This window comes from Limnospira platensis NIES-39 (assembly GCF_026000695.1).
In the GTDB taxonomy this organism is placed as follows: domain Bacteria; phylum Cyanobacteriota; class Cyanobacteriia; order Cyanobacteriales; family Microcoleaceae; genus Limnospira; species Limnospira platensis.
In genome coordinates, this window is sequence record NZ_AP026945.1 from 4,373,889 (window position 1) to 4,396,456 (window position 22,568).

The window sequence follows — 22,568 nt, forward strand, 5'->3', positions numbered from 1 at the left end:
TTAGCACTCCTAGTCTCGGAATATTTAGGGTTTCTGGAAATTTTTATTAATGAAATAAATACTGGTCTCCATTGAAATGTATCATGTGATCGGGAAACTCCATAATCCAGGCATGAGTTTCCCTGGTTATTTCTTTGGTCAGTCTTTTGAGTTCCTTAAAAGATTCAAAGGCATTGACGAATGATAACTTTACATCAACATTTTCAAACAAAGATAATAAACGATCGCGACGTTCAACATTAATTGCACCACCAGTTTTGACAGCTTCAATAATAATTAAATATTTGTTATCAGATTTATAAAGCACAATATCTGGCTTGTCGTAACTATTTTTAAATTTGTCAATGTCTATACCTAAATAATTAATTAAATTTTCATCAATAAATGGAGAATAACCTCTGGCTGTATCTACAGTATTATCAATATATAGAACTTTATCAATATTAAAATATTTACAAAAATCTTGAAGGACTGATTTAATTAAAACACCTTGACCACCGGGTGCTATACTGACAGAAAAATTATGAGCAATTTTGACATTTAGCCTCTGTGATTGTCTTTTGGCTTGATACTTATGTTTTATTGTTTGATAGTTAGACAAAAAATTATTAAGTGCTATTGGATAATCTGCACTGCCAATTTTTTTAACTAAATATAGAACTTCTTGATTTATTTGATAACAGTATTTAGGACTATTCTTAGGTCGAGGCTTGTCTGGATTTTCGGTAGCGAGTTCAGCATCAACCAGTTGACCAACACAGTCATCGCGAATATTTTCACGAGTATTAGGTGCTAAATTTTTAAAGCCCAACTCTCGCATTTTATTCATCAATGGCGTTATTCCCCATTTCTGATTATTAGCTTCAGACCATGATTTGGCTGGCTTCATATCTAACATAACTAACAGGACAAAAATGGGAGTATCTCCTTGCATTTTGTCTGGTAATCCTAAATCCTTCATTAACTGACGTGCCTCTAACATCAGTTGTTCAAGATTTGGGGTTGGGTTATTTGATGACATCTTTACGCAAATGGTAATTTTAACTGTTGAGGAAAAGGAGAAAAATAATCTGTGGGTCGAGATGGTTTATTCTCCAGTGTCATTTTCACAGATTTAGCGATCGCTTTGGCTAACAAAGGTGGTACAGCATTACCAATTTGATTAAACTGAGAATTTTCTGAACCCACCAACTCAAACCAATCGGGAAAACTTTGTAATCTCGCAGCTTCCCTAACTGTTAAACGTCTCCGGCGGCCATCTGGTAATAACAATCGCAACATATCACTGGTTGCGCCTGATAGGTTTCTACAGGTCAGAGTTCGGCAAGGAATATCAAGGTAAATATCCCTAGGTTTAACACATTTAGATTTTGCTTCATATCTGCCAATATATTCTAGCATACTAGGCGTGAGAAATTTTGCCCCTATAGGAATGGTAGAAGCCGTATCATAAATAGCATCTCCAGCCGTATAAGGAATAGCTAAGGTTTCAGCTTCTGGCCAATTCCATGCTGTTTGATAAGCCACAACAAACAGGCGTTCTCGTTTTTGTGGAACACCATAATTAACAGCATTGATAAGTTTGATGTCAACCCGATAATTCAGCCTCTCAAGTTCGGCAACTATTTTCTCTAAATACTGACGATTTTTATAAAGCATTCCTCGCACATTTTCAAAGATGGCGATTTCTGGCTGATATCGTGCGATCGCATCTATAAAAATCGGCAAGCCATCCCTGGAGTCTCTCGGACCTTTTTGTAATCCACCTACACTAAACGGTTGACAGGGAGGACCTCCGATAATCACATCAGGATGATTGCATAAATCTTGACCAATTTCTAAAGTTTGACAATAACATGGGTCCTGAAGATTACGAGTATACGTGGCGGCAGCATCCGCTAACATCTCATAACCGATTGTTTGAAAACCTGCGGCTTTAAATCCTAGAGAAAAACCGCCACAACCCGCAAATAAATCAAGAACAACTAACTGAGATTGGATATCTGCATTCAGTTTTAATTCTTGGTGTAAATATTCCCAATAACTCAGTCTGTTTGACATGGTATTTTTCGATTATTTACTGCCTATTCAAAACTTGTTTAAAGCTAACCCAACCTAAACCAACTTGAAATACTCATCGATATGTTCCATAATGCGTGAGGCGGCGTGACCGTCTCCAAAGGGGTTAATAGCGGTTGCCATTTTTTGGTAAGCCTCTCGGTCCCCCAGGAGTTCGCTAGTGGCTCTGAGGATATCTTCAGGGTCGGTTCCTATTAATTTAGCCGTTCCGGCCGCGATCGCTTCAGGACGTTCCGTAGTTTTTCGTAACACTAACACAGGCTTCCCTAAACTCGGTGCCTCTTCCTGGAGTCCACCCGAGTCCGTCAGCACTAAATAAGCATCAGCGATCGCTGCTACCAGTTGAGTATAATCTAGGGGTTCCGTGAGAATTACCCGGGGATGTCCTCCTAACATTGCCTGTAGGGGTTCCCTCACCGTCGGGTTACGGTGTAGGGGTAGCAGTATAATTGTGTCATGATACTGATCAAGAGTTTTTAAAAATCCTTCCGCAATCCCCTCTAGGGGTTCTCCCCAATTTTCTCGGCGGTGAACTGTCGCTAAAATTAGTCGATTTTCTTCTAAGTTAAGATTGGGAATATCTAATTTGGGTTGGGTTTTAGCAACAGATAATAAAGCATCAATCACTGTATTTCCGGTTTGATAAATTTCCCCGACTACCCCAGATTTGATCAGGTTTTCAACCGCTTTCTCCGTAGGTGCAAAGTTTAATCTACTCAGTTGAGAAATTAGACGGCGGTTCGCTTCTTCAGGATAGGGATTAAATAAGTCATCAGTTCGGAGTCCCGCCTCTACATGGCCAATAGGAATTTTTTGATAAAAGGCCGCTAATGCCGCAGCAAAGGCTGTTGTCGTATCCCCCTGGACTAAAACCATATCAGGTTGGATTTGCTCAAAAATATTTCCTAACCCTTGTAAGCTACGATAGGTAATGTCCGTCAGGGTTTGCTGGTGCTGCATGATTTCCAGATTGCGATCGGCCTTGATATCGAAAAGCTCCATCACTTGCTCGACCATCTCCCGATGTTGACCTGTTAAAATCACTCGGGTTTCATAATTACAATTTTGTTGAAACTTTTGGACCAGTGGGGCCATTTTAATCGCTTCTGGTCTGGTTCCAAATACTATACCAATTCGATACTTTGATGTTGACATTTGTGATTAAATAAAGTTACGATAAAAGTATAAACCAATACAAAAAAATATCAAGACTGGTTATAAAATTAAGATGACTAGAATAGGTCATCCCCCTAAAAATGCTTGATCCCCAATTGTTGACTCAACTGTTATCCTCAATTCTCATTACCATATTCTCCCCCCATAACTCAGATTTTTATCGGTGTATAACTGGGAGTTATCCTTATATAAAAATTTTTCCGGCAATGTTTAATCATCCGTGATATTTTAGCACAAAATTGTTAAGATTGTCGTACAGGACAGTACAGAATTGGCAGGAAATATCATAGTAGAATGTTCCGAATGACAATTTAATCTAATGGCTTATGATCAACGTAAAAATGAGTGATTTTAGTCGTTTTCATGATCAAGACAAGTTAGACTCTGAACACTATTACCATTTTGATGGTAACTTGCACCGATTGGCAACAGCAATTGAACAAGAAAGAAAAAGGTTTGCCGGGCTATCTGAACCTACACCTGTGCTAATCTGGGCTTGTAATGCAGAAGGTTCCTATACATTTTTTAATGAAGACTGGTTAGAGTTTACCGGACGTTCCTTAGAAATGGAACGGGGAGAGGGCTGGTTCCGGGGGGTACATCCTGAAGATCGCCAAAATTGTTTAATCACTTACTGGCAAGCATTCGGCGATCGCAAACCCTTTCAACAGGAATATCGGCTGCGAAGGTTTGATCATCAGTATCGTTGGATATTTAATACCGGAGTGCCCCAATGGACAGCTAACGGTAAGTTTTTAGGTTATACAGGTTCTGCCATTGATATTACCGAACGCCGCCGAGCATCAGAAGAACTCTTACATCTGTGTTACCATCTGCAAGACATCCTAGATGACCGGACAACTCAACTGCTGGAAACCAATGAGAAACTCCAGCAACAAATTCAGGAACGCCAGAAAGCAGAAGCCGCCCTTGAGCGATCGCAACAGATGTTACAGCTAGTCATGGATAATATCCCAAAAGCGATTTTTTGGAAAGATCGCAACTCCGTTTATTTGGGCTGTAACCGCCGAGGGGCCTTAGAGGCTGGGGTGATTAGTTCAGAAGCAATTGTCGGGTTAACCGATGAAGATTTACCCTCAACCAAGGAGATGGCTGATTATTTGCGAAAATGCGATCGCACTGTCATTGAAACCAATATCCCTCAATATCGGCAGCTCGAAACCCGAACCCGCCCAGATGGTAAAATAGTCTACCTAGAAACCAATCGCATTCCCCTTCATGACAGTAACGGCAATATAGTTGCCATTTTAGTCACCTCCGAAGATATCACCGATCGCAAACAAGCCGAAGAAACCCTATTAAGAATTCGTAAAGCCGTCGATAGCACCACCGATGCGATCGCCATTATGGACGCAACCGGAGTGCAAATTTATCAAAACCGAGCCTTTTGTGATTTATTTGAATACGAAACTGTCGAACAATTCAACCAGCATGGAGGTCACAGAGCCCTTTATGTTGATGCCACCGTCGCCGAAACAGTCCTGAGCCATATTTTAGCCGGGTATTCTTGGCAAGGAGAAGTCCACAAGCTAACCCGCAGCCGCCGAGTAATTCCGGTTCACATGAGAGCAGATGCCATCCGAGATCCACAGGGTAATTTAGTCGGGTTGATCTGCGTCAATACTAATATCAGCGAACGCCTTTCTACACAAGAAAAAATTTTCCAAACCGCTCAACAGTTAACCAGTGTCATCGAAACTGTCGGAGAAGGCATTACCCTCAGTAATCAGACCGGAAAGTTTTGGATCTATAACTCCAAGATGGAGGAAATTACTGGCTACACCCTAGCCGAAGTAGAAAGTTCTCAGGATTTCCTATCGCTTCTGTATCCTGACCCCCAAGCTCATCAAGATGCTCTGATTGGATTATATGAGATTTTAGAACGGCCAGGCGTGCGGGATGTCGAAACTACCATTTGCACTAAGTCAGGACAACAGAAAACTCTGTTAGTGTCTACCTCTATTGTCCAAAATCAGGATGATAGGCTGTTTTTGAGTGCTTATCGAGATATTACTGAACGCAAACAAGCCTTAGAGTCCCTGCAAAAAGCCGAATATCAATATCGTAGTCTGTTTGAAAATGCGATCGAGGGTATTTTTCAGACTACCTGGGACGGTCACTATATTAATGTTAATCCAGCCTTAGCCAAAATCTATGGCTACCATTCACCCCAGGATATGATGGCTCAACTGACCGACATTAGCCACCAGTTATATGTTGATCCTGGTCGTCGCCCTGAGTTTATTCGCCAATTACAGGAGTCCGATTCAATTACTAATTTTGAATCCCAGGTCTATCGTGCCGATCATCAGATTATTTGGATTTCTGAAAAAGCTAGGGCCGTCCGGGACGGCTTAGGACAACTACTCTACTATGAGGGTATGGTCGAAGATATTACTGAACGCAAGCAGGCTGAGGAAAATCTCCAACAGCAAGCCGAACGTCAACGGTTGATGCTTGTCATTACTCAACGCATTCGGCGATCGCTCAAATTGGATAAAATTTTAGACACTACTGTGGCTCAGGTTCGTGAGTTTCTCAATACTGACCGAGTAATGATCTACCGATTTCAGGATGATGGTAATGGCGTGATGGTCGTCGAATCAGTCGCCCCGGGGTGGAAGTCTGTCGTCGGAACTATTGTCACCGAAGATTGCTGGACTCCCCACTATCTGGCTGGGTTCACCCAGGGTCAAGTCCAAGCTATGGCTGATATATCCACTCAAGATTTCACTCGATGCGATATTCGTTTGTTATCAGAGTTTCAAGTACAGGCTAATTTGGTCGTTCCCATTTTGACCCGAAGGCACAGTGAGACTTCTGCTGAGTTGGGGTTTGTTGCCAATGCACCTTATAATCGCCTCTGGGGGTTGCTCATGGTGCAGCATTGTTCTGGTCCCCGTGAATGGGAGTCAACTGCAGTCGATTTTATCAAGCAGTTAGCTGTACAGTTGGGAATTGCTATTCAACAAGCTGAACTTTATCAACAGCTTGAACGCCTGGCTACTCTTGATGGCTTAACTCAGGTTCCTAATCGCCGACAGTTTGATACCTATTTAATGACAGAGTGGCGTAGGTGCATCCGCGAATGTACCCCTATCTCTTTAATTTTGTGTGATGTAGACTTTTTTAAGCACTACAATGACACTTATGGACACCAAGAGGGCGATCGCTGTTTACAAGAGGTGGCCCAGGCTTTGGCTCGATCTATTAGACGACCTGGGGATCTGGTCGCTCGTTATGGCGGCGAGGAGTTTGCTATAATTCTCCCCAATACTGATGCTGAGGGTATGTGTAATGTGGCTGACACAATTCGTGAGCAAATCCTACAATTACAGAGGATTCATGAAACTTCCCCTATTAGTGAATATATTAGTGTCAGCATGGGCGGCGTGAGTGTTTTGCCTAATAGCAATATTCAGCTTGAACATCTCATTGCTATGGCTGATACTGCCTTATATCAAGCTAAGGCTCAAGGACGCGATCGCTTTGTTCTGCACACCATGTCCTAGACTTTTCTGCATGGCTTATCGATATATCTTGTTCTATAAACCCTATAATGTCCTCAGTCAGTTTACTGATCGTGATTCTCATGCTCAGTCTCGACAAACTTTGAAAGATTACATTCCCATTCCTTCCGTCTACTCAGTCGGACGACTAGACCTTGATAGTGAAGGGTTACTTTTACTCACTGATGATCGCAAACTTAAATATCGACTTGGCCAGCCAGAATTTGCTCATCCTCGTACTTACTGGGTTCAGGTCGAAAGAATACCCACTACACAAGCCTTAGAACAACTGCGGCAGGGAATCACCATTCAAAATTATCGCACCCGAACAGCGAGGGTTCAACTACTATTAACTGAGCCACTTCTTCCCCCTCGTATCCCTCCCATTAGATTTCGCCAAAATGTCCCTACCGCTTGGCTCGAAATTACTTTAACTGAAGGACGCAACCGTCAGGTTCGACGCATGACCGCCGCCGTTGGCTTCCCTACTTTGCGACTGGTTCGTGTCGCGATCGCTCATTTGACTCTCAATTCACTTGAACCTGGTCACTGGCGAGATTTGCACCCCCAGGAAATTCAGCCATTTTTCAGTTGATTTATTTTCAAAAAAAAAAAATGGCCCAGCCCGTCAGCGCTCCAGGGGGTTGACAAGCCGAGCGAATCGGGATATGATGGAGTCATATCCTAGATAATGGGAGGCATGACTTTAATAAAAAAATTGCAACTATCCCATTATTTAATATAGTAGCAGAAGCGCCGCCCAAAAGCAAGGGTTCCCCAAAAAAAAGTGGCGCGGGGGCGCAAGGATAATTTTTTTTTATTTTTTGGGATAAAATTAGTTGTAGGGGCGGGTGCGCGATCGGCCACGGGAAAAACCAGCCAACTATCTACACCCGCCCCAGAGTGCTGTAGGGGCCGGCGGGTGCGCGATCGGCCACGGGAAAAACCAGCCAACTATCTACACCCGCCCCAGAGTGCTGTAGGGTGCGTCACATCCGATCAGCCACTGGGAAAACGAAAAACTTGCTGATGTGACGCACCTTCTGAGGCCATAAGACACACCGGGTAACTATATAAACCCGCCCGCCCCCCATCAATTCCCAACATAACTCCCGAAAGCGATCGCCACTGATTAAACTGATTAATGTTTATTTTTTCAAAAAAAAAAATAGCCCAGCCCGTCAGCGCTCCAGGGGGTTGACAAGCCGAGCGAATCGGGATATGATGGAGTCATATCTTAGATAATTGGAGGCATGACTTTAATAAAAAAATTGCAACTATCCCATTATGTAATATAGTAGCAGAAGCGCCGCCCAAAAGCAAGGGTTCCCCAAAAAAAAGTGGCGCGGGGGCGCAAGGATAATTTTTTTTTTTATTTTTTCGGATAAAATTAGTTGTAGGGGCGGGTGCGCGATCGGCCACGGGAAAAACCAGCCAACTATCTACACCCGCCCCAGAGTGCTGTAGGGGCCGGCGGGTGCGCGATCGGCCACGGGAAAAACCAGCCAACTATCTACACCCGCCCCAGAGTGCTGTAGGGTGCGTCACATCCGATCAGCCACTGGGAAAACGAAAAACTTGCTGATGTGACGCACCTTCTGAGGCCATAAGACACACCGGGTAACTATATAAACCCGCCCGCCCCCCATCAATTCCCAACATAACTCCCGAAAGCGATCGCCACTGATTAAACTGATTAATGTTTATTTTTTCAAAAAAAAAAATAGCCCAGCCCGTCAGCGCTCCAGGGGGTTGACAAGCCGAGCGAATCGGGATATGATGGAGTCATATCTTAGATAATCGGAGGCATGATTTTACTAAAAAAATTGCAAATATCCCATTGTTTAATATAGTAGCAGAAGCGCCGCCCAAAAGCAAGGGTTCCCCAAAAAAAAGTGGCGCGGGGGCGCAAGGATAATTTTTTTTTATTTTTTCGGATAAAATTAGTTGTAGGGGCGGGTGCGCGATCGGCCACACACCTCACCAGCCAACTACCTACACCCGCCCCAGAGTGCTGTAGGGGCGGGCGGGTGCGCGATCAGCCACACACCTCACCAGCCAACTTTCTACACCCGCCCCTGGCTGCGCGTAGGGTGCGTCACATCCAATCAGCCACTGGGAAAGGAAAACGAAAAACTTGCTGATGTGACGCACCTTCTGAGGCCATAAGACACACCGGGAACTATATACACCCGCCCCCACGCCATAAAACACACCGGGAACTATATACACCCGCCCCTAGGGTTCTGCATGGTAGTGTTACCTGGGTTAAAATTGAATTTGGGCTGTTAGACATCCTTGCGAAACAACAACTAAAATTTGTATCGTATCGAGGCCGAAGCCTCCCATTTTTTTGGAACACGCCACCCGGAGCAGAATGGCGAGGTTATTGGTCTATCCTTAAATTTGACGACTAACTAACATAGACTAACCCCCAACCAAGAAGCGATCGCTCAAGAGGTAACCGATCGACCCTTAAACTCAAAAACCGCCCCGGTGCAATCCGGCCGCGGTTTCTTTTGTAAAGTGCAACTACTTGCAGTTATTTTGGTTCGCTAGGTAGCTATCAGCGAACTCAGTTAAAACCCTCCGCAGTTCTCGCTTAGGTATAACCGCAAGTTTGTCTTTTAAATCCTGAGCTACTCTAATGCCAAACAGTATATTCGCGGGTTGAGATCCTTCCTGTTTCAGCTTACTTGGATTCTTGTCTGTGAAAAAGTTGGGATTGCCAACTCGATCATAAACGCCTCTTCTGCCTCTTTTCATTTTTTTACCCTCTGTAAAGTTTTGTAAACAATTGCACGTTTTCGGTACTATTGTGTATAATCTTATCAGAGGGATAGGGAAAGAGCCGTTGCAGCGGCTCTGACCCATCAAATCTCTCAAAACGGTTAAGAACCAATTAACTCATCAGTTGAGGATTCTATATGTATGCTACCACACAGAGCCAATCTTTGGCAAGTATCTTGTACAGCAAAGCCGCCGTCGCGCGGATTTGTGGTTGCTCTCACCAAATTATTGCCAGGGTTGAAATTTGGTGGAAAGTAATTTTTGTTGTTTTCAAAAAGGGTCACGGGTTGAGACCCAAGTTTGTCAGTAAAAAATCTTTTCATCAAAACTTCCAAACCTTCAGGAAACGCCACACCGGGAAGCTAGAAATATACCCCCACAATGAACCCTATAAATTTGCTGTTGTTAATCCCCAGGGAGACACCTATGAAGTGTCCATCGAAGAAGAGGAAATAACTTGCACTTGCCAGGATTTTGATTTCCAGAGTAAAAGCCGTGATGTACTTACCCTAGAAACCGGAACGCGCTGGATTCCCAAGTGTAAGCATATTCACAAAGTATTAGAACTTGGCGATAGGGAGGAGCTTAGAGATTTGATCAACTCTGAAGGGGGTGTTGAGTTTGACGCAGACGACAACTGGTTAATCAGTGATGATTGGGTCAGTGATTATGAATACTCCCAAGTGCCACCCAACTGGTAATTTTCGGTAACTTCCAGGAAGGTGATTAATCCCTCCCTTCACCCAACCTCGCCAACACAACGACTAAGGAATCCATCATGACCACCACTATCTATAAAAAACTGTTAACCGTCCGAGCCTCAATCTCCGGTCTAAACAAAAGCGGGTACAACAAATTTAAGCAGTTTCATTGCTCGACTAATGTTTATTTTTTCAAAAAAAAAAATAGCCCAGCCCGTCAGCGCTCCAGGGGGTTGACAAGCCGAGCGAATCGGGATATGATGGAGTCATATCTTAGATAATGGGAGGCATGACTTTACTAAAAAAATTGCAAATATCCCATTATGTAATATACTAGCAGAAGCGCCGCCCAAAAGCAAGGGTTCCCCAAAAAAAAGTGGCGCGGGGGCGCAAGGATAATTTTTTTTTTATTTTTTGGGATAAAATTACCTGTAGGGGCGGGTGCGCGATCGGCCACGGGAAAAACCAGCCAACTACCTACACCCGCCCCAGAGTGCTGTAGGGGCCGGCGGGTGCGCGATCAGCCACACACCTCACCAGCCAACTACCTACACCCGCCCCAGGCTGCGCGTAGGGTGCGTCACATCCGATCAGCCACTGGGAAAGGAAAACGAAAAACTTGCTGATGTGACGCACCTTCTGAGGCCATAAGACACACCGGGTAACTATATAAACCCGCCCGCCCCCCATCAATTCCCAACATAACTCCCGAAAGCGATCGCCACTGATTAATGTTTATTTTTTCAAAAAAAAAAAAATAGCCCAGCCCGTCAGCGCTCCAGGGGGTTGACAAGCCGAGCGAATCGGGATATGATGGAGTCATATCCTACATAATGGGAGGCATGACTTTAATAAAAAAATTGCAACTATCCGATTATGTAATATAGTAGCAGAAGCGCCGCCCAAAAGCAAGGGTTCCCCAAAAAAAAGTGGCGCGGGGGCGCAAGGATAATTTTTTTTTTATTTTTTGGGATAAAATTACCTGTAGGGGCGGGTGCGCGATCAGCCACACACCTCACCAGCCAACTACCTACACCCGCCCCAGGCTGCGCGTAGGGTGCGTCACATCCGATCAGCCACTGGGAAAGGAAAACGAAAAACTTGCTGATGTGACGCACCTTCTGAGGCCATAAGACACACCGGGTAACTATATAAACCCGCCCGCCCCCCATCAATTCCCAACATAACTCCCGAAAGCGATCGCCACTGATTAAACTGATTAATGTTTATTTTTTCAAAAAAAAAAAATAGCCCAGCCCGTCAGCGCTCCAGGGGGTTGACAAGCCGAGCGAATCGGGATATGATGGAGTCATATCCTAAATAATGGGAGGCATGACTTTACTAAAAAAATTGCAACTATCCCATTATGTAATATAGTAGCAGAAGCGCCGCCCAAAAGCAAGGGTTCCCCAAAAAAAAGTGGCGCGGGGGCGCAAGGATAATTTTTTTTTTATTTTTTGGGATAAAATTACCTGTAGGGGCGGGTGCGCGATCGGCCACGGGAAAAACCAGCCAACTACCTACACCCGCCCCAGAGTGCTGTAGGGGCCGGCGGGTGCGCGATCGGCCACACACCTCACCAGCCAACTACCTACACCCGCCCCAGGCTGCGCGTAGGGTGCGTCACATCCGATCAGCCACTGGGAAAGGAAAACGAAAAACTTGCTGATGTGACGCACCTTCTGAGGCCATAAGACACACCGGGTAACTATATAAACCCGCCCCTACCCCATCAATTCCCAACATAACTCCCGAAAGCGATCGCCACGATGTTCAAAACTGCGATACTGGTCAAAACTAGCACAGGCCGGGGAGAGCAAAACAGCCTTAGCTTGCAACACACTAGCCAATTGGGCAGCGCGCGGGATAGCATTTTCGAGAGTTTCGACAATCTCGACATTTTGATAGTGAGTTTCCTGTAACCTTTCAGCAAAAGCCGAGGCGGCGCTTCCGATTAATAAAACCGCAGCAGCTTTTTGATGAATAGTATTAATCCAGTCGGTATCATCACCAGCTTTAGCTTCTCCACCAGCAATTAAAATCACAGGTGGCTCAACTGCCGCCAATCCGACCTGAGCCGCATCATAATTAGTAGCCTTGCTATCATTAATCCAGCGAATTCCCATCCAGGCGCTAACCTCTTCCAGGCGGTGAGGAACTCCAGGAAAAATAGAAATAGCGTGAGCAATTGCTTCCTTGTCAATTCCCGCTATTCGGGCTGCCGCTACAGCCATAAGTAGGTTTTGGCGATTATGGTCTCCCACCATTTTAAGGGAGTCAACCGGTGCGATCGCCTCTCCGTTTTGGTAGACCCAGTTTTCTTGAATATATACACCCATAACGCGATCGCCCAATAATTCCTCAGCACCATTAACGCTAGTCCAGACAGCTTGTGGCCAGAGTTCCGGTGCTGCTCGCCGGAGATAAGCATCATCACCATTAAAGACCTGCACCTGGGAACGTTCCATTAAACGCCCTTTAATCCGAAAATAATTATCTAGCGTGTAATGGCGGTTAAGATGATCCGGGGTAAAAGTAGTCCAGATACCGATTTTAGGAGCCAGGGTTGATGATGACTCAATCTGAAAACTGCTAATTTCAGCAATGACCCAATCTAAGGGTGTCGAGGAATTTTGTTGTTGTTGCAGCGCCAACTCACAGGCAGCATTACCAATATTTCCACAGGCAGGGGCTGCACTTCCCGCCACTTCAAATATTTTAGCAATCAGCGCCGTTGTAGTAGTTTTACCGTTAGTCCCCGTAATTCCCACCCAAGGGATATCCTGGAGATTTCGCCAAGCCAGTTCCATTTCCCCGATAGTTTCTATACCTAGACTGCGGGCCGTTTCTAATGCTGGCAAATCCCAGGGAACCCCCGGACTAACCACTACCAAATCTGGTGCCGTGTCCGGGTCGAAATTCTGCCCCAAATTAACTGTAATTCCTTCCTCAATCAGGGTCTGACACTGTTGCTGTAGCGATTCTGAGGTGTTGCGATCGCTAACAGTTACCTGCCATCCCTGAACCTTTAACAGGCGCGCCGTAGCATTTCCTGATTTTCCCAGACCAATAATATGAGCGTTGGGCATTATATCCTTACCCTGCACCTTGATTGAGCATTTTTGATTCTATCAGAAGACGCTGATTTTAGGTCAGCTTAGGGGAGTTGATCTGGTTCCTAATATTTTTGGCATTGGATTATATCACAAAAAATTATTTTGTCAAGTAACTTGACACTTTGTAACAAAAACGTTACATTGGTTAACATAGATTAACAAACGGAATTGCCCCAAGACGTTCCCACTAACTTTCGTGAAACTTTCTTGGTAGTAATCCTGACGCAATTATTGGAGCATAAAAAATGGTTATTTTAGCAGCTTTATTTATCAGTGGTTGGCTGGCTGTTTCGGTAATTGGAACTATGGCTTATTTTCGTGGTGAACAGTCTAAACCCATTCACATGAGAAACTGGAACTCTGATTCCTTTGACCGTCTTTCTCTGGCGTTGACAGGTGTACCAGTAGACTATAGCCAGCGGGTTCCTGCTTACAGCATGGATGCTTACCGCAGCCAGAATTTTTCTAACTAAATTCTCTTCAGTCACCAATAGCTTTTAGACTCTCTTCTTGAGGGCAATCCTAACGGGTTGCTCTTTTTTTTGTATAGTGATATAATCATCACCCGTGGGGGGTAATTAGTTTTTAGTCTCTACCTTGAGGAGCATCATAATTTGATGTCAATTATCATGTCAAGGCGGGTTGAGAATGCGGGTTAAGAATCAAGAATATTTTAATCCCAGGACTCCATGGAAGAATCCGAAGTTTGATTATCCAAAGGTAAAGCATCAACAGATAATTGTTTGAGTTCGGGAAGTTTTACCACTTCTTTTTCAGTTTGTTTAACATTAATAGGTAACTGTAAAGGTTTGACCTTCTCAATCCAACAACTAGCCAGAGGTAAAGTTTGTTCAAGTTCATCAAGGGGACGAGGGATGACCATCACTGCATTTAATTCGCCAATGCGTTCAGCCTCATACATTCCCGCTTCTAAAGCCACTGCTACATCAGCAACCGAACCCCTAATAATAGCAGTACATAATCCCGCCCCAATAATTTCGTAGGAAGCGAAATAAACATCTCCCGCCTTCAGCATAGCATCAGCCGCGCCGACCATAGCAGGAAATCCCCTCGTTTCCAATAAACCTATGGCTTTATTACTGAGGCGAGAGTGACCGCCACTGGCTGCTAATTGGGAGAGACGAGACCCAATAGGTAGCACATACTCTAAGTTGGGGAGAGGTCTAGCAATGACTAGGGAAGAAACAAACTGATTGAACTGTTTAGCAGTATCAACCCCAGTTTCAATAGCTAGACGGACATCCGCAATACGACCGCGCACAATAGCGCTACAGTAGCCACTACCGATTTTTTCATACCCAACCAGGTGAACACCTGCAGATTTCAGCATCATATCAGCAGTGCCGACTATTGCTGGAAAACTGCGGGTGGAGATTAACCCCAAAGCAGTATCTTTAAATTCTGGCTCAGTATTGCGCCTTTGGGGAAATGAGGTTTGCAAGTGTTCATCCATGACTGTATTTTACCTGCTAGAGAGAAGAATGGAGAATCCCGACCGATTAATCTGCGGACTTTCCTGTTCATCAACCCCGGTTTCTCTCAAAAATTAGGGGGTTTTCTATGGGGGAGCAAAGTCTTTAACAACTCATTGATTTGAGTTTGTCCGTAGACCTGCGGACTACGACGAATTGAGGGTTCTGGTTCCGGTTGGGGTTCTGGTTGGGGTTCTGCTTCTGGTTGGGGTTCCGGTTCCGGTTGGGGTTCCGGTTCCGGTTGGGGTTCCGGTTCCGGTTGAGGGATGAAATCAACCTCAGTAGCAGAAAAATTGACCTGACGAGATTGATCACCAATTAATGAACCGGAAGCTACAACGTGCTGAGATGGGATATCAGAATTAATCAAAGTTGACTCTGAACCAATACAAGCCAGAGCCCCAATTTTTCCAGCACCGACTATGAGTACAGTAGTACCAATACAGACACCCTTATCTATTTCTAGGATACCCTGATCAGCATGAATAATAGTCCCCATACCAATACAGACCCCAGGAGCGATCGCAATTTGGCTATCAGGAGCGGCGGTAATCACCACTCCTGGGGCGATGGCTACACTGGGGTCAATGGTGACATCGCCACTCACATAGTAAGCATAATCCGGGTGATGGGGTGGCGACATACACATTCGGCTTGAACCTCTGAAAAGTAAACAGGGATTTTCGAGAGAGTTAATTAAGGTCGTTGGATAATTTCCTCAAGAACCCGACGCTTGGCTTGAGCATCAATACCAATCAAGCGAACATACTCACCGCTATGTTCCTGCATACAGCCTTCTAGGGCTGCCATAACCTCCCGTTGATTATTAGAGTCGATGGGGGTACAGCTACGCCAGGACCCCGTGCGGAAGCGACGCTTATCAGCGTGTTCCGTGCCAATTTTATAACCCTGAGCCAGGAGGTTTTTAACTTGCTCAATAGTTTCAGAAGTCAAACTACTATTAGCAGATGAGTAGGATGATTGAGCTGAACGACTAGAGGGCGCAGGGGAAGCCGCGCTAGGACTAGGGGTAGCAGAAACCCTACCGTCAGGTCGTTGGATAATCTCTTCAACCGCCCGCCGTTTAGCTTTTTGGTCAATGCCAATTAAGCGGACATATTCCCCTGTATGCTCGTTCATGAAGGCATCTAATTGACTGAGAACAGCCGAAGCACTGGAGCTGTCAATTTGGGGACCACTACGCCAGGAACCCGTGCGGAAGCGACGCGCGTCGGCGTATTCCGTGCCAATTTTATAGCCTTGGTTCAGGATTTGGGAAACCTTTTGTGCCAAGTCGGAACTACCAGTAGCAGTAGTTCTGGAGGGGCTGGCTGTAGAAGCTGTGGCATTGGAGACCTGAGCGTTAGAGGACTTACTAGCGACAGGACCATCAGGACGTTGGATAATTTCTTCAAGTACCCGGCGCTTGGCTTTGCTATCAATTCCCAACAGGCGGACATATTCGCCTTGATGGTCTTGCAGACAGGCGGCTAAGGCTGATACAACTTCGCTGGTGTTGCGGGAGTCAATGGGAGCGCAACTGCGCCAAGAACCTGTGCGGAAGCGACGTGCGTCGGCGTGTTCGGTACCAATTTTATAGCCTTGGGCTAGAAGTTGGCTGATGGTTTGTACCGTTTCTGGGGGAATAGGTCTTGCGCCTAGGTTGCTATGGGAGCCAGATCTAGCGCGGCCACCATTACTGCTGCTTCCCTTAGTTTCATTTCGTAGGGGACTGATGCAGGCGAGGTTTTCTGAACACTGATAACCTGCTGCTAATGCTTGGTTAACTCCCACCACATGGGTTGAGAATTTGATATCAGTATCTGTTACGCTCGGTAAGCGATCGGCTTGTTGTTGGTTAGTGATAATTGCTCCCGAGGGAACATATTTTCCGGGGGGAATTTCCACATCTTGGATGAGGGCGTGCATCATGACAATACAACCATTTCCGACTCTGGCATTGAATACAGTAGAGCGGAAACCAATAAAGCAATTGTCCCCGACATAAGCCGGACCATGAATCAGAGACAAATGGGTGATTGAGGAATTTTTACCAATCCAAACGGAGTAGGATTGACCATCATCTCCTTTGACTTTGCCTTCATCTAAGCCGTGAATAACAACGCCATCTTGAATATTGGACTCATCGCCAATATAAAAGGGGAATCCTTCGTCAGCGCGGATAGAGGTTCCCGGGGCGACCAGGACATGAGCGCCGATGCGAACATCACCGATGATATTCGAGAAGGAATGAACGTAAGCTGTGGGGTCAATTTTGGGCTCCGCCAGGTTTTTAGACCAGGGTGTGGGAGGAGCCGCATGGCCTTTAACTGCCATAACTGAATTTCTCCTAACTAACTTTTTATAGGGTTGACTTTTGGTGGTGGTAGGGAGAATTGATGAATTATCCCAGGCTTTGGGGTTAACCCAGATCTGTTGCTCAACCTAAACGGTTCTGCTGTTTTTGACTGTAAATCTGGCCATTAGCAGTGCTAACGGTGTCAATAATGGCGATTACGGCTGCATCACTGGGTCGGTTTTCACTGCCAGGAATTTGGCGAGCCGCACTTCCGAGACTAACCAGAACCCACTCACTAAAACCCGCACCCACATAGTCGCACGCCACTTCATATCTTGATGTTGGCTCTCCCTGTTCATCTAAGAGTTGCAATAGCAAAAACTTGGAACCTCGGAGACTGGGTTCCTTCTGGGTACTAACAACTGTGCCAATAACTCTGGCAATTTGCATCTTAATTTGATGTTGAGGAACTGTACGGCAGGAACATTTTTCCCCCCGACTGAGCCGGAAAATAGATGGAGTCAATTGGTAGATTGACCTACTACGGGCGAACTATGCAGTCGGTTCGGGCTTGGCTGTGGTTGAACTACATACCCCTAGGGGTCATTGGAGTTAACCTACGGACGGTTAAGAGGACGTATCCCGGCGACGCTTTCACGGAATTGTTCTACCGCTTCGGTGTAACGAATTGGTAGGACATATTCTAGGTTTTCATGGGGACGGGCAATAATATGGGTGGAAAGAACTAACCCACCATTTACCCGTCGCACCGACTCGGTTCCGGCGGAGACAGAAGCCTGAACTTCTGACACATCTCCGCGAACAATGACGGTGACACGACCGCTACCGATTTTTTCGTAGCCTACTAAGGTTACGCGGGCAGCTTTTACCATGGAATCGGCTGCCTCTACTACCGCTGGAAAACCCAGGGTTTCTATCATGCCAACTGCAATGGCCATAGTATGTTTTGACTCCTGAACCTCGATTTGATTACCACGCCTAGATGTCGCACAGAACACTGGTTTCTACTCGGTTCGGCTCTGATGGCTTCTCAGACAAGCTATCAACTCCCTGATCCTAATTTTCAGGGAGGGAGTTTTCAGAACTTAGAGACAAGATTGGCCTTGTCTGTACGACTTTTTCGGCGATCGGGTGAGGGGGTTAACGCTTGCCCCATTACGTCTAGTAGGACCGGAACTGTTCGACCGCATCGGTGTAACGAATTGGTAGAACGTACTCTAGATTTTCATGGGGACGAGCAATGATGTGGGTTGATGATACTTCTCCACCATTCACCCGTTTGACTGACTCAATGCCAGCGGAAACTGATGCTTGTACCTCGGAGACATCTCCTCGGACAATCACGGTCACACGACCGCTGCCAATTTTCTCATATCCGACTAAAGTAACGCGCGCGGCTTTTACCATGGAGTCGGCTGCTTCTACAACAGCCGGAAAGCCTATGGTTTCAATCATTCCAACAGCGATGGACATCTTACAACTACTCCTAATTACGGACAGACTGAACTCAACTGGGCAAATCTCTTGCTAACTGAGTCCCATGACCACAAAGACTAATGATTCTTTTTGTGTATGCGGAAAAATTTTTCAACCTCCCTCAAATTATAAGAATACGAGAATTGTGGCTTCTTTGACAATATTAATCTGGATTATAATTTCTCATGTTCGAGATTATTTTTATTGATTGTTAATAGAAATTAAGGTTTTTTAAACAAAGTTAATATTTGGAGACAAAAATGCCGATTTATATTGACTTTTGTAACAAGTTGTGCTATATCCCAAAGGCAGACCCTAGGTAATTTGACTAGAAATGGCTGGTTATTGGGGATGAATTTGACGATTAGCTCTGTTTAGGACGGAAATTCTGATATATTAATCTGAGGGTTAATATTTCTTTATGTAAGTTAAATGATTCAGTTCCTCCTACAAGCTAGTTGGTGGATACCCATATATGGTCTCATGGGGGCAGTGTTGACCCTTCCTTGGTCAACGGGGTTAGTCCGACGCACAGGGCCAAGACCAGCAGCCTACTTTAATATATTGATGACTTTAGTGGGTTTTATCCACGGTGCGGTAATTTACCGATCTATCTGGTCAATGCCGGGTCAACAAATTCACATTGCATGGTTACAAGCTGCGGGATTAGACTTATCTTTTGTCCTAGATGTTTCTCCCGTAAGCCTAGGAGCCGTGGAACTGGTCACAGGTATCAGTCTAGTGGCTCAGGTTTATGCCTTGGGGTACATGGAAAAAGACTGGGCGACGGCTCGGTTTTTTGGTTTGATGGGCTTTTTTGAGGCGGCAGTGAGTGGTTTGGCTTTGAGTGACTCGCTGCTACTTAGTTATATTTTGCTGGAATTGCTGACTCTCTCAACCTATCTACTGGTGGGTTTTTGGTATGCTCAACCCCTGGTAGTCACGGCGGCGCGAGATGCGTTTTTAACTAAACGAGTGGGAGATGTATTGTTGTTAATGGGGGTGGTTTATATCGGCACGATCGCCGGTAGTTTAAACTTCTCGGATTTAGAACTCTGGTCAGAAACCCACAATTTACCACCGCTTACGGCGACTTTATTAGGATTAGCCCTGATTTCTGGGCCTATTGGCAAATGCGCCCAATTTCCCCTACACCTATGGCTTGATGAGGCTATGGAAGGCCCAAACCCGGCTTCTTTGCTGCGAAATTCGGTAGTGGTGGCGGCGGGGGCTTATGTTCTGATTAAACTGCAACCAATTCTCGCCCTGTCTCCGGTGGTGTCGGATACTTTAATTGTTTTGGGAACAGTAACGGCTATTGGGGCTTCTTTGGTGGCGATCGCCCAAATTGATATCAAACGCGCCCTTTCCCACACGACCAGCGCCTATTTGGGTTTAGTCTTTGTAGCGGTAGGTCAAAGCCATGTGGATATAGCCCTATTGTTGCTGTTCACCCATGCGATCGCCAAATGTCTGTTATTCATGAGTGCAGGTTCAGTAATTTTGACCACCAACACCCAAGACATGACCGAAATGGGGGGATTATGGTCTAAAATGCCTGCCACTACCACTGCCTTTATTGTCGGTGCATCAGGAATGGTAGCCGGATTACCTTTAGGAATGTTCTGGACTTTCCGAAGGTGGGTAAGTGGCTTCTGGACAGTACCACCTTGGTTACTGATTTTGTTGTTGCTGGTGAACTTCCTCACCACCCTAGGATTAACCAGAATTTTCGGCTTAGTCTTTGCTGGTCAGTCGCAACCGAAAACCCGACGCGCCCCAGAAGTCCTGTGGCCTATGGCTTTACCAATGGTTTCCATGACCATTGTCACTCTGTTAGTGCCCATGATGCTACAAACCTGGCAACTATTGCTAAGTTGGTCAAGCACCTTCGTAGAAGCGCCCGCCTCTGGAGTCCAAGAAGTAATTAACCTCATCGCTTTACCCCTGTTGTTGGTCTCAAGTGTATTAGGGGTGGTTGTAGGTAGCAGTATTTATGTATACCCACAGAAGAGAGAGCCCTATAAATTCCCCTACCAACCCATACAGGATTTACTGGCTTACGATTTCTATATCGATCGCCTTTACGATCTGACCGTTGTATTTTTGGTTAATCGTATCTCCGCCATCAGTTATTGGATCGATCGCTATATTATCGATGGGTTTGTCAACGGCTTAGGTTTAGCCACCCTCTTTAGCGGTGAAGGACTTAAATATAGTATTTCTGGACAATCACAGTTTTATGTCTTCACCATAGCCACTGGTATAGCCGTGTTGTTGATTTTAATGCTGTGGCAATTTTAGACCCCTTCCCGACCACATTAACCGTAAAAATCGATGCTAAGTGTTTTAATTTGGATTCCGCTGTTAGCTGCCCTCCTGATTGTAATCTGGCCAAACCTAAGCCCCCAATTATCCCGTCAAATCTCCCTATTAACCGCCGGGGGGTTATTGGTGTGGTCTCTAACTTTGGCAAGGTTATTTGATCCGACTGTAGCCGATCTACAGATGGTAGAACATATTACCTGGATTCAACCCCTCGGCTTAAATTACTATCTGGGGGTAGATGGTTTATCCTTACCCTTGGTCATTATCAATGCCTTATTAGTGGCGATCGCTATTTGGTCTTCTGACTTAGACATTTCTCGACCCCGCCTATATTATCCCCTGCTGTTGATTATCTTTGCCGGAGTCGCTGGCACCTTTTTATCCTCCAACCTCCTGCTGTTTATACTCTTTTACGAAGTCGAGCTAATTCCCCTGTATCTACTCATCGCCATTTGGGGAGGCAAAAACCGAGGCTATGCAGCCACCAAGTTTCTCCTTTATACAGCAGTTTCCGGTCTGTTAATTTTAGCCGCCTTTTTAGGCATAGTCTGGTTAACCAAAGCACCAGATTTTGATTTAGATACCCTCAGAACTTCCGCCTTGGGAGTGTCCGCATTACCCCTAACTACGCAACTAATTCTACTGGGGGGACTCGTAATCGGATTTGGTATTAAAATCCCCGTCGTTCCCTTTCATACTTGGCTACCCGATGCTCATGTGGAAGCCTCAACCCCTGTATCGGTTTTATTAGCGGGGGTATTATTAAAGTTGGGAACCTATGGTTTACTAAGGTTTGGGGTCGGTTTATTTCCAGAGGCTTGGAATGCGATCGCCCCTTATGTCGCCAGTTGGGCAGTAGTTAGTGTTTTATATGGCGCTTCCTGTGCCATTTCACAAAAAGACATCAAGAAGATGGTCGCCTATAGTTCCATCGCCCACATGGGTTATATTATCCTCGCTTTTGCCGCCGCTTCCCCCCTCAGTTTACTCGGTTCAGTCATGCAAATGGTCAGTCATGGCTTAATTTCTGCCCTCCTATTTTTAACAGTGGGAGTAGTTTATAAAAAATCAGGCAGTCGAGATATTGACGTGATTCGCGGCTTATTAAACCCTGAACGCGGTTTACCTTTAATTGGTAGTATAATGATTTTGGCAGTAATGGCTAGTGCTGGCATTCCTGGTTTAGTCGGATTTGTGTCAGAATTTATTGTCTTTAGAGGCAGTATAGAAGTGTTCCCGGTGCAGACTCTTCTGTGCATGGTCGGGACTGGTTTAACTTCTGTTTACTTTCTGATTATGATCAACCGTGCCTTTTTTGGTCGCTTATCCGAGTCCGTCATTAATTTACCAAGGGTACAATGGCGCGATCGCATTCCAGCTATAGCCTTGGCTGTGATTATCACCTTCCTAGGAATACAACCGAAAATCCTAGTTAACTGGACTGAAAGCACCACATCAGCCCTGATGTCTCGCCCGCCTATTATAGCTCAAATTGAATCAAATGTCAAGGCGATCGACCTTAATTAACCGCCTAAAAATTAATCATAATTTACCACCAT

At 45.3% G+C, this 22,568-nt stretch carries 16 protein-coding genes; 6 read left to right on the top strand and 10 right to left on the bottom strand.

Going from position 1 to position 22,568, the window contains the following annotated elements:
- Positions 1–46 precede the first annotated feature (46 nt).
- Genes N39L_RS21555 through wecB form a run of 3 tightly spaced genes read right to left on the bottom strand, consistent with a single transcriptional unit; the run spans position 47 to position 3,234 of the window.
- The gene (locus tag N39L_RS21555) at positions 47–1,021 is read right to left on the bottom strand and encodes a type-2 restriction enzyme AplI (RefSeq protein WP_014276337.1); all 975 of its coding nucleotides are present in this window, start codon (positions 1,019–1,021) and stop codon (positions 47–49) included.
- 2 nt (positions 1,022–1,023) lie between these two features.
- A complete protein-coding gene (locus tag N39L_RS21560) occupies positions 1,024–2,061 on the bottom strand; it encodes a DNA cytosine methyltransferase (protein ID WP_006618672.1) in 1,038 nt (345 codons plus the stop codon).
- Positions 2,062–2,115: 54 nt separating this feature from the next.
- Positions 2,116–3,234: a non-hydrolyzing UDP-N-acetylglucosamine 2-epimerase gene (wecB, locus tag N39L_RS21565; protein WP_006618671.1), complete on the bottom strand. Its 1,119-nt coding sequence runs from the start codon at positions 3,232–3,234 to the stop codon at positions 2,116–2,118.
- A 347-nt stretch (positions 3,235–3,581) separates the two neighbouring features.
- On the opposite strand from wecB, the gene N39L_RS21570 reads away from it, so the two are divergent.
- The 3 genes from N39L_RS21570 (at position 3,582) to N39L_RS21580 (ending at position 10,276) form a co-directional block, all read left to right on the top strand.
- A complete protein-coding gene (locus N39L_RS21570) occupies positions 3,582–6,788 on the top strand; it encodes a PAS domain S-box protein (protein WP_231851981.1) in 3,207 nt (1,068 codons plus the stop codon).
- 10 nt (positions 6,789–6,798) lie between these two features.
- Entirely contained in the window at positions 6,799–7,380 is a 582-nt protein-coding gene (locus tag N39L_RS21575; RefSeq protein WP_006618669.1) for a pseudouridine synthase, read from the top strand.
- A gap of 2,332 nt (positions 7,381–9,712) precedes the next feature.
- Positions 9,713–10,276 carry a hypothetical protein gene (locus N39L_RS21580; RefSeq protein WP_006615990.1) on the top strand — a complete coding sequence of 188 codons (564 nt, stop codon included), beginning with the start codon at positions 9,713–9,715 and terminating at the stop codon, positions 10,274–10,276.
- 1,724 nt (positions 10,277–12,000) lie between these two features.
- On the opposite strand, the gene murD is transcribed toward N39L_RS21580, so the two are convergent.
- A complete protein-coding gene (gene murD / locus N39L_RS21585; RefSeq protein ID WP_014276343.1) occupies positions 12,001–13,365 on the bottom strand; it encodes a UDP-N-acetylmuramoyl-L-alanine--D-glutamate ligase in 1,365 nt (454 codons plus the stop codon).
- Between the two features lie 272 nt (positions 13,366–13,637).
- Here murD and N39L_RS21590 point away from each other — a divergent pair, with 272 nt between their 5' ends.
- Entirely contained in the window at positions 13,638–13,865 is a 228-nt protein-coding gene (locus N39L_RS21590) for a photosystem II protein, Psb35-related (RefSeq protein WP_006618790.1), read from the top strand.
- Positions 13,866–14,065: 200 nt separating this feature from the next.
- On the opposite strand, the gene ccmO is transcribed toward N39L_RS21590, so the two are convergent.
- The 6 genes from ccmO to N39L_RS21620 form a co-directional block, all read right to left on the bottom strand.
- A complete protein-coding gene (gene ccmO, locus N39L_RS21595) occupies positions 14,066–14,866 on the bottom strand; it encodes a beta-carboxysome assembly protein CcmO (protein ID WP_006618789.1) in 801 nt (266 codons plus the stop codon).
- Between the two features lie 86 nt (positions 14,867–14,952).
- Positions 14,953–15,534 (bottom strand): beta-carboxysome scaffolding protein CcmN, encoded by a 582-nt coding sequence (gene ccmN, locus N39L_RS21600; protein ID WP_014276344.1) that lies wholly within the window; start codon positions 15,532–15,534, stop codon positions 14,953–14,955.
- Between the two features lie 47 nt (positions 15,535–15,581).
- The gene (gene ccmM / locus N39L_RS21605) at positions 15,582–17,222 is read right to left on the bottom strand and encodes a beta-carboxysome scaffolding protein CcmM (protein WP_006618787.1); all 1,641 of its coding nucleotides are present in this window, start codon (positions 17,220–17,222) and stop codon (positions 15,582–15,584) included.
- A gap of 103 nt (positions 17,223–17,325) precedes the next feature.
- The gene (gene ccmL, locus N39L_RS21610; RefSeq protein ID WP_006618786.1) at positions 17,326–17,634 is read right to left on the bottom strand and encodes a beta-carboxysome shell vertex protein CcmL; all 309 of its coding nucleotides are present in this window, start codon (positions 17,632–17,634) and stop codon (positions 17,326–17,328) included.
- A gap of 167 nt (positions 17,635–17,801) precedes the next feature.
- Complete coding sequence (locus N39L_RS21615) at positions 17,802–18,143, bottom strand: carbon dioxide-concentrating mechanism protein CcmK (protein WP_006618785.1); 342 nt, start codon at positions 18,141–18,143, stop codon at positions 17,802–17,804.
- A gap of 223 nt (positions 18,144–18,366) precedes the next feature.
- Entirely contained in the window at positions 18,367–18,678 is a 312-nt protein-coding gene (locus N39L_RS21620) for a carbon dioxide-concentrating mechanism protein CcmK (protein WP_006618784.1), read from the bottom strand.
- 435 nt (positions 18,679–19,113) lie between these two features.
- Here N39L_RS21620 and N39L_RS21625 point away from each other — a divergent pair, with 435 nt between their 5' ends.
- Both N39L_RS21625 and N39L_RS21630 read left to right on the top strand, forming a co-directional pair.
- The gene (locus N39L_RS21625; protein WP_006618783.1) at positions 19,114–20,985 is read left to right on the top strand and encodes an NAD(P)H-quinone oxidoreductase subunit F; all 1,872 of its coding nucleotides are present in this window, start codon (positions 19,114–19,116) and stop codon (positions 20,983–20,985) included.
- 33 nt (positions 20,986–21,018) lie between these two features.
- A complete protein-coding gene (locus N39L_RS21630) occupies positions 21,019–22,536 on the top strand; it encodes an NADH-quinone oxidoreductase subunit M (RefSeq protein ID WP_006618782.1) in 1,518 nt (505 codons plus the stop codon).
- The last annotated feature ends 32 nt before the right edge of the window (positions 22,537–22,568 follow it).

What these genes read in the sequence shown, in the direction of transcription:
- N39L_RS21590 (WP_006618790.1), top strand. Translation starts at nt 13,638, where the DNA reads ATGGTTATTTTAGCAGCTTTATTTATCAGTGGTTGGCTGGCTGTTTCG.
- ccmN (WP_014276344.1), bottom strand. Translation starts at nt 15,534, where the DNA reads ATGTGTATGTCGCCACCCCATCACCCGGATTATGCTTACTATGTGAGT.
- ccmL (WP_006618786.1), bottom strand. Translation starts at nt 17,634, where the DNA reads ATGCAAATTGCCAGAGTTATTGGCACAGTTGTTAGTACCCAGAAGGAA.
- ccmM (WP_006618787.1), bottom strand. Translation starts at nt 17,222, where the DNA reads ATGGCAGTTAAAGGCCATGCGGCTCCTCCCACACCCTGGTCTAAAAAC.
- N39L_RS21570 (WP_231851981.1), top strand. Translation starts at nt 3,582, where the DNA reads ATGATCAACGTAAAAATGAGTGATTTTAGTCGTTTTCATGATCAAGAC.
- N39L_RS21620 (WP_006618784.1), bottom strand. Translation starts at nt 18,678, where the DNA reads ATGTCCATCGCTGTTGGAATGATTGAAACCATAGGCTTTCCGGCTGTT.
- N39L_RS21630 (WP_006618782.1), top strand. Translation starts at nt 21,019, where the DNA reads ATGCTAAGTGTTTTAATTTGGATTCCGCTGTTAGCTGCCCTCCTGATT.
- murD (WP_014276343.1), bottom strand. Translation starts at nt 13,365, where the DNA reads ATGCCCAACGCTCATATTATTGGTCTGGGAAAATCAGGAAATGCTACG.
- N39L_RS21575 (WP_006618669.1), top strand. Translation starts at nt 6,799, where the DNA reads ATGGCTTATCGATATATCTTGTTCTATAAACCCTATAATGTCCTCAGT.
- wecB (WP_006618671.1), bottom strand. Translation starts at nt 3,234, where the DNA reads ATGTCAACATCAAAGTATCGAATTGGTATAGTATTTGGAACCAGACCA.
- N39L_RS21560 (WP_006618672.1), bottom strand. Translation starts at nt 2,061, where the DNA reads ATGTCAAACAGACTGAGTTATTGGGAATATTTACACCAAGAATTAAAA.
- N39L_RS21625 (WP_006618783.1), top strand. Translation starts at nt 19,114, where the DNA reads ATGATTCAGTTCCTCCTACAAGCTAGTTGGTGGATACCCATATATGGT.
- N39L_RS21615 (WP_006618785.1), bottom strand. Translation starts at nt 18,143, where the DNA reads ATGGCCATTGCAGTTGGCATGATAGAAACCCTGGGTTTTCCAGCGGTA.
- ccmO (WP_006618789.1), bottom strand. Translation starts at nt 14,866, where the DNA reads ATGGATGAACACTTGCAAACCTCATTTCCCCAAAGGCGCAATACTGAG.
- N39L_RS21580 (WP_006615990.1), top strand. Translation starts at nt 9,713, where the DNA reads ATGTATGCTACCACACAGAGCCAATCTTTGGCAAGTATCTTGTACAGC.
- N39L_RS21555 (WP_014276337.1), bottom strand. Translation starts at nt 1,021, where the DNA reads ATGTCATCAAATAACCCAACCCCAAATCTTGAACAACTGATGTTAGAG.